Raw genomic sequence first — 11,750 nt, 5'->3', positions numbered from 1 at the left:
CCAGCCGGACGGGGGGTGCACCGTTCGAGCCTATCCCCCTCCACCGACGATCCGGGCCCGCCCGATCTTCGATCTTGACCGGCTGCCACCGGGCGTGGTGCGGTGGGTGGATGGTCGAGTATCGGACGGTCTTCGACGCCGAGGTGCTTTTCTCCAACGGCGGTGGTCTGCGCACCGACGGGTTCCGGCTGGACGTGCCGCACCCGGACGTCACCGACGACGAGGTGGCCGCGCTGCTGGTCCGGCACCTCGGGCTGCTCATGGTCGGCGAGGTACGGATCACCGACCGGACCGTCGTCGAGGAGCCGCACAAGGGCGGGCGGGGCCTCGATGTGCCAGCCTCCGGTGGGCGGAAGCTCGTCGAACTGAGTCACGTGGTCACCGACGGCATGGTCACGCTGCCCGGCTGGCCCGGACCGTCGATCACCGACTGGCTGACCCGGGAGGACTCCCGGAAGCGGTACGCGCCGGGTGTCGAGTTCCACGTCGCGCGGATCAACATGATCGCCAACACCGGCACGTACGTGGACACGCCGTCGCACCGCTTCGCCGACGGCCCGGACCTGACCGGGATGCCGCTGGACCGTCTCGCCGACCTGCCCGGCCTGGTGGTACGCGTGCCGGCCGGTACGCGGGCGGTGGACCGGCTGATGCTCGCCCCGTACGACGTGGCCGGGTGCGCGGTGCTGCTGCACACCGGCTGGGACGCACACTTCGGCACCGACGCGTACGCCGCTGCGGAGGCGCCCTACCTGACCGGTGACGGCGCGCAGTGGCTGGCCGAGGCGGGCGCGGCGCTGGTCGGCATCGACTCGATCAACATCGACGACATGACTCCGGCGGCAGCGGGTCAGCGCCCGGCGCACACCGGTCTACTGGCCGCCGGCATCCCGATCGTGGAGCACCTGACCGGCCTGGACGCGCTGCCCCCGACCGGCTTCCGGTTCACCGCCGCCCCGCCGCGGGTAGCAGGCATGGGCACGTTCCCGGTCCGCGCCTTCGCGATCGTCTGATCCTCGCGCAAGATCCACTCCACTTCCCCGAAATGGCGGGGTCCAACGCCCGCCAATGCCGCCACCTCGGCGAAACGGAGTGGATCTTGCCTGCGTCGCCCACGCCGCCAACCGAGGGGTGAGGCGGCGGGTGAAGGCGGGTCAGTAGCGGACGGCGATGCGGCGCTCCACCGCGTCAACGCGGATCTCGCCGCCGTACGGGATGATCAGCTGCGGGTCGGTGTGGCCCAGGTCGACGTCGAAGACCACCACCGGGTCGTCGGCGTAGGGGGCGAGTGCCGACAGGATCGCCGCCCGCTGCTCCTCACCCCAGGCCAGCCGCTCCGCGACGGAGTGCGGACGGTCGAAGTCCCACGCCTTGGGGCGGCCCACCACGATCGCCGGGACGGCGGCGAGCAGCCCTCGCTCGCCCATGTTCCGCACGATCCGGAAGACCTCCTGCGCGGGCGGCAGCTCGTTCGACGTCTCCAGCACCAGCACCGACCCGGCCAGGTCGGCCGCCGACGGAACGCGGTCGGTCGCCATCAGCCAGTGCACGATCTCCAGGCAGCCGCCCCACGTCCGGCCCTGCACCACCCGGGCCGGGCCGTGCCAGCGCCAACCGTCGGACGGGTACATCGGCGGCTCCTCGGCCAGCGCGGCCGGGTCACGCCAGTCGCACGGCTCGTCGCCCCACTCGGGGGCGGCGGTCAGGTCGTACCAGCCGGTGGTGAACAGCGCGGCGCGCAGCGAGTCGAGCGTGAGCGGGTGCGGCTTGCCGGAGCGCCCGAGGTGCACCAGCACCGAGCCGCCGTGGTAGCCGACGACACCCAGCCGGTACAGGTGGTTGAGCACGTTGGTGTTGTCCGAGTAGCCGAAGTACGGCTTCGGGTTGGCCCGCAGCACCTCGTCGTCCAGGTACGGCGTGACGGTGATCAGGTCGTCCCCGCCGACCGTGGCCAGCACGGCGGTGATCGTCGGGTCGGCGAACGCGGCGGTCAGGTCACGCGCCCGGTCGCGCGGGTCGGCGCCCATGACGCGGGTGGTCGGATACTCCACCGGTTCCAGCCCCAGCTCGTCGCGGAGCCGGCGCAGGCCCAGCTCGTACACGTGGGGGAAGAGACCCGGCAGGCCGGCGGAGGGTGAGACGACCGCGACCCGGTCGCCGGGCTGCGGTTTGGCGGGATAGATGGGTGCCTGCATGGTCCGACGCTACCGGCCCGGGCCACCGGTTTTCACCAGGCGAAACCCCACGAGCCGGGCATATGCCCGCAATAGGCTGAGGCCGTGGACGACGAGCCGGAGCTGCGTACCCGCGACTGGCTGCCCCGCACGGCGGCGCTGATCCTCGGCACCCTCGCGCTGGCGAGCGCGTTCATCGCCGCCTACGTCGGCGCGCTGCACAAGCCGGACCCGCGTGACGTGCCGGTCGCCGTGGTCACGAGCGACCAGCAGGCCCAGGCCGTGACGTCCGCCGTCCGCGCCCGCACCGACACGATCAAACCCGTCGGGTACGACAGCCGCGGCGCCGCCCAGGACGGACTCACCGACAGATCGGTGTACGCGGTGCTCAGCTCCGCCCCGGACGGCGGCCTGACGCTCGCCACCGCCAGCGCGGGAGCGCCCGCCGCCACCGAACTCGTCACCGAGGTGTTCACCGAGGCGGCCCGGCAGGCCGGGGTGCCACTGGAGGTCACCGACGACGTGCCGGTCTCCGCCGACGACCCGCGCGGCCTGGTCCCGTTCTACCTGGCCGTCGGCGTGGTGCTCGGCGGCTACCTGGCGTCCACGGCGCTCGGCATCTCGCTCGGCACCAGCCCGCGCGACCTGCGCCGGGCCGGGCTGCGGATCGCCACGCTGGCGGTGCACGCCATCCTGCTCGGCGTCATCGGGGCGATCCTGGTCGGGCCGGTGCTCGGCGTGTTCCCCGATCAGGTGGCGACGGTGGCGGTGGTCGGCGCGCTCGCCGCGTTCGCGGCCGGGATGGTCGCCGCCGCCGTGCAGGGCTGGCTCGGGCTGCTCGGCACCGGCATCGTGATCCTGCTGCTCGTGGTGCTCGGCAACCCCGGCTCGGGCGGTATCTACGCGCCCGAGTTCCTGCCGCCGTTCCTGCGCGGGATGCACCGCTGGAACGTGCCCGGCCTGGCCACCGACCTGTTCAAGTCGGCGATCTACTTCGACTGGCGCGGCGGCGGCTGGGCACTGACCGGGCTGCTGGTCTGGGTGGTCGCCGGCCTGGCCGGCCTGCTCACCGCGACCATGTTCCGGGCGCGCCGCGGACCGAAGGCGGGACGGCACGCGGTCGAGCGGGGTTGACCGGCGGGCCGTCCCAGAGTGCAGATCATCACGCCGTCCCCCTCCTGTCCCCCGGGGCCGCGCGGATACCATCCAGAGGAGTCGGACAGCGCTGTCCTTCGTCCTCGCGTAAGGAGCGCAACCGTGACCGACCAGCACGACCACGACGGCCCCGACGCCGCTCTCCGGGCCGACATCCGCCGCCTCGGCACGCTGCTCGGGCAGACGCTCGCCCGTCAGGAGGGCCGGCCGCTGCTCGACCTGGTCGAGGAGATCCGCGCCCAGGTCCGCTCCGACGCGCCGGCCGCCGCCCAGCGCCTCGCCGGGCTCGACGTCACCACCGGCACGAAGCTGGCCCGTGCCTTCTCCACCTACTTCCACCTGGCGAACATCACCGAGCAGGTGCACCGCGCCCGGGACCTGCGCCGCCGCCGCGCCACCCACGGCGGCTGGCTGGACCAGGCGGCCAAGATGATCGCCGAGCGCGGCGTACCGGCCGAGGAGATCGCCGCCGCGGCCCGCCGGCTGGCCGTACGCCCGGTCTTCACCGCCCACCCCACCGAGGCGGCCCGCCGGTCCATCCTGTCCAAGCTGCGCGCGGTGGCCGACGAGCTGGACACCGAGACCGCGAACGCGATCCTGTACGGCGCCAGCGACGAGGGCCCGGCGAACCGCCGCCTGGCCGAACTGCTCGATCTCATGTGGCAGACCGACGAGCTGCGGCTGGACCGGCCGGACCCGACAGACGAGGCGCGCAACGCGATCTACTACCTGCGCGACCTGTACGCCGAGGCCGCGCCGCAGGTCCTCGACGACCTCGCCGACACGCTGCGCACGCTCGGCGTGGAGACGTCACCGACGTCCCGCCCGCTGAGCTTCGGCACCTGGATCGGCGGCGACCGCGACGGCAACCCGTTCGTCACGCCGGTAGTCACCCGCGAGGTGCTGCGCATCCAGCACGAGCACGGCATCGCCGCCACCGAGAAGGCGATGGACGAGCTGATCACCGAGGTCAGCGTGTCCCGGCGGCTGCGCGCGGTGTCGCTCGACCTGTCCGCCAGCCTGGCCAAGGACCTGGACGCGCTGCCAGAGGTGGCGCCGCGGTTCCGCCGGGTCAACGCGGAGGAGCCGTACCGGCTCAAGGCGCGGTGCGTGAAGGCGAAGCTCGCCAACACCCGGGAGCGGCTGCGCGCCGACACCCCGCACGTGCCGGGGCGCGACTACCGGGGCTCGGCCGAGCTGATCGCCGACCTGGAACTGCTGCGCGCGTCGCTGGCCCGTAACTCCGGCCAGCTCACCGCCGTCGGGCGGCTCGCCTCGGCCATCCGTACGGTGTCCGCGTTCGGCCTGCACCTGGCCACCATGGACATCCGGGAGCACGCGGAGAAGCACCACGAGGTGCTGGCCCAGCTCTACGAGGCGGTGGGCGAGGTGTCCGACTACCCGGCGCTGTCCCGGCTGGAACGCACCAAGCTGCTCGCCGACGAGCTGACCGGCCGCCGGCCGCTCTCCACCCAGGACAGCCCGCTCACCGAGTCGGCCCGCAAGACGTTCGACGTGTTCGCGGCGATCCGCGAGGCGCAGGACCGGTTCGGCCCCGAGGTGATCGAGTCGTACATCATCTCGATGACGCTCGGCGTGGACGACGTGCTGGCCGCCGTGGTGCTGGCCCGCGAGGCCGGCCTGGTGGACGTGCACTCCGGGCGGGCCCGCATCGGCATCGTGCCGCTGCTGGAGACCCCGGCCGAGCTGAACGCCGGTGGTGAGCTGCTGGACGAGCTGCTGTCGTTGCCCGCGTACCGGGCGCTCGTGGCGGCCCGGGGCGACGTGCAGGAGGTGATGCTCGGCTACTCCGACTCCAACAAGGAGGCCGGCATCACCACCAGCCAGTGGTCCATCCACCGGGCGCAGCGCGCGCTGCGGGACGTGGCCGCGCGGCACGGCGTACATCTGCGGTTGTTCCACGGCCGGGGCGGCACCGTCGGCCGGGGCGGCGGCCCCACGCACGACGCGATCCTGGCCCAGCCGTACGGCACGCTGGACGGCGCGATCAAGGTGACCGAGCAGGGTGAGGTCATCTCCGACAAGTACACGCTGCCGGCGCTGGCCCGGGAGAACCTGGAACTGACGGTCGCGGCGGTGCTCCAGGCGACGCTGCTGCACACCGCTCCCCGGCAGCCGGCCGAGATGCTGGAGCGCTGGGACGCGGCGATGGACGTGGTGTCCTCCTCGGCGTTCCGGTCGTACCGGTCGCTGGTCGAGGACCCGGACCTGCCCGCGTACTTCTGGGCGTCCACCCCGACCGAGCTGCTCGGTGCGCTGAACATCGGTTCCCGGCCGGCGAAGCGCCCGAACACCGGCGCCGGCCTGTCCGGCCTGCGAGCCATCCCGTGGGTGTTCGGCTGGACGCAGACCCGGCAGATCGTGCCGGGCTGGTTCGGTGTGGGCTCCGGACTGGCCGCCGCGCGGGCGGCCGGGCTGGCCGACGTACTCGCCGAGATGAACCGGAACTGGCACTTCTTCCGCACGTTCCTGTCGAACGTCGAGATGATGCTGACCAAGACCGACCTGACCATCGCCCGGCGGTACGTCGAGACGCTGGTGCCGAAGAAGCTGCACCCGATCTTCGACAAGATCGAGCAGGAGTACGAGCTGACCAAGCAGGAGGTGCTGGCGGTCACCGCCGCACCGGCGCTGCTGGACAACTCACCGGTGCTGCAGCGCACGCTCGCCGTGCGGGACACCTACCTGGAGCCGCTGCACCACCTCCAGGTGGCGTTGCTGCGGCAGTACCGCGAATCCGGCGCCGCCGGGCGGGCGGTGGCGACCGCGCCGGGTGGGCGGCGGGCCCCGAACGACGGTACGGCGCTGGAGCGGGCGCTGCTGACCACCGTCAACGGCATCGCCGCCGGCATGCGCAACACCGGCTGATCCCGTCCCGGGCGGGGCACTCGTGCGAGCGAGGGCCCCGCCGGGGCCGGCTAGAAGTCGCCGCCGCCGAAGTCACCACCGAAGTCGCCGCCGCCGAAGCCACCGAAGTCGCCGCCGAAGTCGCCACCGGCGTAGTCGCCACCGCCGCCCGCGTCGCCGCCGCCCATGTCGCTCTGGTCGCCGAAGTCCTGGCCGTCGCCGAAGCCCTCCTGGTAGCCGGCGTCGTACCCGGGATCGGCGAACGCGGGTGAGAACAGCGCGTCCGCGATCAGGAGACCGCCGACCACACCGACACCCGCGCCGAGCGCGGTCTTCCACCACGGCGTGGAGTACCAGCCGGCCGGCACCGGCCGCCCCTGGAACCGGCCACCCGGGTAGTAGTAGGGCGTCGCGTTCCCCGGCTGCGGGCCGGCGCGGAACGTCTGCCCCTGCACGTCGACCTGGCGCTCCTTGGTGAGCGCGCCGGCACCCTGGGCGGCGGCGAGTGGCGGCAGCTCCGGGCCCGGGTCGATGCCCATCGCGGTCCGCGCCGCCCGGATGTACGCCAGCCCTTCCAGCGCGGTCTCCCGGGCCAGCCCGAACTGGCGCGGCGTGGTCGCCTGCTCCAGCTGCGAACCGGCCGCGTTGTAGCGCTCACCGGCGTCGGCGAGCGCCTGCCGGACCGCCGGGGCGTCGCCGTGCAGGTTCATCAGCTGGCCGCCGAGCCGCTCGTACCAGCGCTGCGCCTCGGCGCGGGCGTCGGCCAGTTCGTTCGACCGGCGCGATCTGCTCCCCCTCCGCCAGAACACGAACGCACCTCCGAGCAGCAGGATCAGGACCAGCCACAACGCGAACTCCATGACTCGAACGTACCCACCGGGCGCTCGTCGTACCCGTTTGGCAAGCTCTTGGCCATGAGCTTTGCGACGCTGGCCGTGGTGGTGCTCTGCCTCGCCGCGGGCGGCGCGGTGGGCTGGCTGGCCGCGCGGGCGCGCGCGGCGGCTGACATCGCCCGCCTGGAGGCGACGCTCGCCGCCACCCAGGCCGGTGAGGGGCGGCTGGAGCAGTCCATGCGGGCGCTGAGCTACGAGGCGACGGCGCAGTCCCAGGAGGCGGTCGCCCGCGCGGTGGCGCCGCTGCACGACACGCTGCGCCGCTACGAACAGCGGGTGGCCGAGCTGGAGCGGGACCGGGTCGACGCGTACGCCGAACTGCGCGAACAGGTGCGGTCCATGAGCGCCGTCTCCGGCGAGCTGCGCACCGAGACCAAGCAGCTGGTCGCCGCGCTGCGCGCGCCGCAGGTGCGTGGCCGCTGGGGCGAGCACCAGCTCCGCCGGATCGTCGAGGCCGCCGGCATGCTCGAACACTGCGACTTCAGCGAGCAGGTCACCGCCGCGACCGACCACCAGGGGGTACGCCCCGACCTGGTGGTACGGCTGCACGGCGGCCGGACGGTGGTGGTGGACGCGAAGGCGCCGTTCGACGCGTACCTGACCGCGATGGAGTCGCGCGACGAGCGGGGGCGCGACACCCACCTGGACGCGCACGCCCGGCACCTGCGCGCGCACGTGGACGGCCTGGCGGCCAAGTCCTACTGGTCGGCGTTCGACCAGACGCCCGAATTCGTGGTGCTGTTCGTACCGGCGGACCCGTTCCTCGACGTGGCGCTGCAACGCGACCCGTCCCTGCTGGAGCACGCGTTCGCCCGCAACGTGGTGCTCGCCACGCCGGCCACGCTGGTGGCGCTGCTGCGCACCGTCGCCTACTCGTGGCGGCAGGAGGCGCTGGCGCGTAACGCCGCCACCGTCCACTCGCTGGCCCGCGAGCTGTACGGGCGGCTGTCCACTCTGGGTGACCACGTGGGCAAGCTCGGCAGTTCGCTGAGCGGGGCGGTGACGGCGTACAACCGCGCGGTGGGGTCCCTGGAGGCGCGGGTGCTGGTCAGCGCCCGCAAGCTGGCCGAGCTGGGCGTCTCCGACGACGAGCTGGCCGCGCCGGCGCAGGTCGAGCTGGCGCCGAGGCAGCCGCAGGCACCGGAGCTGCTGGGCACGCCGTCCACATCGGCCGAGAGGTCGACGGACGTCGACGCCTAACACGCCGCACGTGATGACGTAGGCCGATTTCTATCACGGACTGGTCACAAACCCAGGCCGAGTAGTGACACCTGCCGTCCTGACACGCAGGATCACCGTCACACGTGCCCTGCCCCTCGAGGGCCCTGTTCTCTGGAGGAAGAGAACGTTGAGTAAACCCCGCACGCGCAGCCGGCGACCGTCCGCCGCGCTCCTGGCCTCGGTCCTCGCGGCCGGCGCCCTGACCGTGGGGGGTGGCGCCGGCACCGCGAGCGCCGCCCCCGCCACCCCGCCCTCGCAGCCGACCGCCGCGAAGGCACTGGGCGCCCACGACGCCAAGCTGCTCGACGAGGCCGAGGCGAAGAACGCGCCGACCGTCACGATGATCATCGCGGCGAAGAAGGGCTCGGCCAAGAAGGTCGTCGACGGCCTGACCGGCCTGGGCGCCACCGTCAGCCAGCGGTACGACCAGATCGGCTACGTGCTGGCGAAGGTCCCGACCGCGAAGGCGCTCAAGGCCGCCACGCTGCCGGGTGTCGCCGCCGTCGACCTGGACGAGACCATCAAGCTCCCCGACCCGGCGCCCGAGGCGGCGCCGAAGGGTGCCAAGACCGCCTCGCAGGCCGAGACGCTCGCCGGGCCGGGCGGCGACACCGGCGCGGTGAACCCGTACATGCCGACGAACGAGACCGGCGCGGAGGCCTTCAAGGCCGCGAACCCGCAGTGGGACGGCCGCGGCGTCACCATCGGCATCATGGACTCCGGTGTGGACCTCGACCACCCGGCGCTCCAGCAGACCACCACCGGCGAGCGCAAGATCGTCGACTGGGTCACCGCCACCGACCCGCTGGAGGACGCCTCCTGGCGCCCCATGCTGACCGAGGTCAGCGGCCCGACGTTCACCACCTCGCTGGGCACCTGGACGGCGCCGGCCGGCAACTACCGGTTCAACGTGTTCCGCGAGAACATCACCGCGAACAGCGACGCGCGCGGCGACCTCAACCGCGACGGCGACACCACCGACTTCTGGGGCGTCCTCTACAACCCCACCACCGGTGACGTCCGCGTCGACGCGAACAAGAACAACGACTTCACCGACGACGAGGTGATGCGGCCGTACAAGGAGAAGTTCCAGGTCGGCCACTTCGGCACCGACAACCCGGCCACTGCGGTCCGCGAGCAGATCCCGTTCGTGGTCGAGTACCGGCGCAACGTGAACACCGCCCCGGTCGGCGGCCCCGGCCTGGTCGACTACGTCAACATCGGCATCATCGAGAGCACCCACGGCACCCACGTCGCCGGCATCACCGCCGCCAACGACATGCTCGGCAACAGCGCCTTCGACGGCGCCGCGCCGGGTGCCAAGCTGGTCTCCGCCCGCGCCTGCTCCTGGGGTGGCGGCTGCACCGCCGCGGCGCTCACCACCGGCATGGCCGACCTGGTGATCAACCGCAAGGTCGACGTGGTGAACATGTCGATCGGCGGTCTGCCGGCGCTCAACGACGGCTCGAACGCCCGTGCGGTCCTCTACAACGACCTGATCAACACCTACGGCGTGCAGCTGTTCATCTCGGCCGGCAACTCCGGTCCGGGCGTGAACACCGTCGGTGACCCGTCTGTCGCCACCGACGTGGTCAGCGTGGCGGCGAGCGTCAGCAAGGACACCTGGCTGGCCAACTACGGCTCGGTGGTCCGCAAGGACAACGCGCTGTTCAACTTCTCGTCGCGCGGCCCGCGTGAGGACGGCGGCTTCAAGCCGAACATCGCCGCCCCCGGCTCGGCCATCTCCACCGCGCCGACCTGGCAGCCGGGCAACCCGGTGCCGGAGGCGGGCTACTCGCTGCCCCCGGGCTACCAGATGCTCAACGGCACCTCGATGGCGTCCCCGCAGGCCGCCGGTGCCGCCGCGCTGCTGCTGTCGGCCGCCAAGGCGACCGGCAAGGGCGTCACCCCGGCCGCGCTGCGCCGGGCCGTCTACACCTCGGCGGACCCGATCAGCGGCGTCCCGACGTACGCGCAGGGCTACGGCATGTTCGACGTACCGGGCGCGTGGAGCCTGCTCGCCAAGGGCGTGCAGACCCGCACCTACACCTCCGAGGCGCCGGTCTGCACCGAGCTGTCGCCGAACCTGACCCGCTACGACCGGGCCTCCGGCACGTTCGTGCCGAACCCGAACGTCGGCACCGGCCTCTACAACCGCTGCGCCGCCGACCGTGGTGGCCAGAAGGTCAAGGAGAGCCGCCACTACGAGGTGAAGCTGACCCGCACCAGCGGCCCGAACAAGGGCGTCAAGCACGAGGTCGCCTTCCGCGGCAACGACGGCACCTACAGCGCCCCCAAGGTGGTGTGGCTGCCGCTGAACAAGACCGTCACGGTCAAGGTGAAGGCCAAGCCGATGACCGCCGGCGCGCACGGCGCCATCATGACCGTCGACGACCCGGCCACCTCCGTCGTCGACTTCGAGGTCGCCACCGTCGTGATCGCCTCGAACCCGGTCGCCGCTCCGGCGTACTCGTTCTCGGCCGACGGCTCGGTCGAGCGCAACGGCTTCCGGTCGTACTTCGTGACGGTGCCGCCGGGTGCCGGCGCGCTGCAGGTCAACCTGTCCGGCATCGCGACCGGCTCGCAGACCCGCTTCATCGCCATCAACCCGTACGGCGTGCCGGTCGAGAGCACCGCCAGCACCGCCTGCTACACCAACTTCTCCGACGCCGCGGTCTGCAAGCCGCAGGAGCGGGACTACCAGAACCCGCTGCCGGGCGTGTGGGAGATCGAGGTGGAGGCGCGTCGCACCTCGCCGGCGCTGGACAACCCGTTCCGGCTCCAGGCCCGCGTGCAGGGCGTCACTGTGGAGCCGGCAGTGGTCCAGCTCCCGTCGGTCACCGCCGGCACCCCGGCCTCGGTGAGCTGGAGCCTGACCAACACGTTCGGCCCGGTCCAGGTGACCGGCGTCGGCGGTCCGCTGGCGAGCGTCCGGTCCGAGCGTCCCAGCATCACCGAGGGCGCGACCCAGGAGTACACGGTGGAGGTGCCCGCCGGCGCCACCTCGTTCACCGCCCGGATCGGCAACCCGTCCGACCTGAGCGCCGACCTGGACCTGACGGTCTTCCGCGGCACCACGCAGGTGGGCCAGTCGGCCGACGGTGACTCGGAGGAGGCGGTCACGCTGACCAACCCGACGCCCGGCACCTACCGGGTCGTGGTCGACGGTTACTCGATGAGTGACCCGAGCACCGCGTACGACTACCGGGACTCGTTCGCGTCCCCGGCGCTGGGCACGCTCTCCGCGCCGTCCACGCCGCTGTCCCTGGCCAACGGCGCCACCGCCACCCTCACCGGTGCGGTGACCGCCCTGTCCACCCCGGCCGCCGGCCGGGAGCTGTACGGCGACATGGCCGTGACCACCACCGAGGGCGCGGTCGTCGGCCGCGGTTCGGTCGAGGTCCTCGCGGTCAACTGAGCCGCTGACACGAAGGAGCCC

At 72.6% G+C, this 11,750-nt stretch carries 7 protein-coding genes; 5 read left to right on the top strand and 2 right to left on the bottom strand.

Going from position 1 to position 11,750, the window contains the following annotated elements; all coding sequences use genetic code 11:
• The first annotated feature begins 110 nt into the window (after positions 1 to 110).
• Positions 111 to 1,013, top strand: a complete 903-nt coding sequence (locus tag O7611_RS02570; RefSeq protein WP_194798564.1) for a cyclase family protein — start codon at positions 111 to 113, stop codon at positions 1,011 to 1,013.
• 141 nt (positions 1,014 to 1,154) lie between these two features.
• Here O7611_RS02570 and O7611_RS02565 read toward each other — a convergent pair whose 3' ends face one another.
• A complete protein-coding gene (locus O7611_RS02565) occupies positions 1,155 to 2,195 on the bottom strand; it encodes a S66 family peptidase (RefSeq protein WP_194798565.1) in 1,041 nt (346 codons plus the stop codon).
• An 84-nt stretch (positions 2,196 to 2,279) separates the two neighbouring features.
• Between O7611_RS02565 and O7611_RS02560 the strand changes: the two genes are divergently transcribed.
• A complete protein-coding gene (locus O7611_RS02560; protein WP_269696136.1) occupies positions 2,280 to 3,308 on the top strand; it encodes a hypothetical protein in 1,029 nt (342 codons plus the stop codon).
• A 123-nt stretch (positions 3,309 to 3,431) separates the two neighbouring features.
• Positions 3,432 to 6,218, top strand: a complete 2,787-nt coding sequence (gene ppc / locus O7611_RS02555; protein ID WP_194798567.1) for a phosphoenolpyruvate carboxylase — start codon at positions 3,432 to 3,434, stop codon at positions 6,216 to 6,218.
• 50 nt (positions 6,219 to 6,268) lie between these two features.
• Here ppc and O7611_RS02550 read toward each other — a convergent pair whose 3' ends face one another.
• Entirely contained in the window at positions 6,269 to 7,057 is a 789-nt protein-coding gene (locus O7611_RS02550) for a hypothetical protein (RefSeq protein WP_269696135.1), read from the bottom strand.
• Positions 7,058 to 7,111: 54 nt separating this feature from the next.
• Here O7611_RS02550 and O7611_RS02545 point away from each other — a divergent pair, with 54 nt between their 5' ends.
• The gene (locus tag O7611_RS02545; RefSeq protein WP_194798569.1) at positions 7,112 to 8,290 is read left to right on the top strand and encodes a DNA recombination protein RmuC; all 1,179 of its coding nucleotides are present in this window, start codon (positions 7,112 to 7,114) and stop codon (positions 8,288 to 8,290) included.
• A gap of 148 nt (positions 8,291 to 8,438) precedes the next feature.
• Positions 8,439 to 11,729, top strand: coding sequence for a S8 family serine peptidase (locus O7611_RS02540; RefSeq protein ID WP_269696134.1), 3,291 nt, complete (start codon positions 8,439 to 8,441; stop codon positions 11,727 to 11,729).
• Positions 11,730 to 11,750: the final 21 nt, after the last annotated feature.

It is taken from the genome of Micromonospora sp. WMMC273, assembly GCF_027460285.1.
Taxonomy (GTDB): domain Bacteria; phylum Actinomycetota; class Actinomycetes; order Mycobacteriales; family Micromonosporaceae; genus Micromonospora; species Micromonospora aurantiaca.
Note: the sequence above shows the minus strand (reverse complement) of the source record. Positions and strands in the feature narration are given on the sequence as shown.

Excerpts from the sequence above, each read along its gene's own strand:
- O7611_RS02570 (WP_194798564.1), top strand. The coding sequence starts at position 111 with ATGGTCGAGTATCGGACGGTCTTCGACGCCGAGGTGCTTTTCTCCAAC.
- O7611_RS02565 (WP_194798565.1), bottom strand. The coding sequence starts at position 2,195 with ATGCAGGCACCCATCTATCCCGCCAAACCGCAGCCCGGCGACCGGGTC.
- O7611_RS02550 (WP_269696135.1), bottom strand. The coding sequence starts at position 7,057 with ATGGAGTTCGCGTTGTGGCTGGTCCTGATCCTGCTGCTCGGAGGTGCG.
- O7611_RS02545 (WP_194798569.1), top strand. The coding sequence starts at position 7,112 with ATGAGCTTTGCGACGCTGGCCGTGGTGGTGCTCTGCCTCGCCGCGGGC.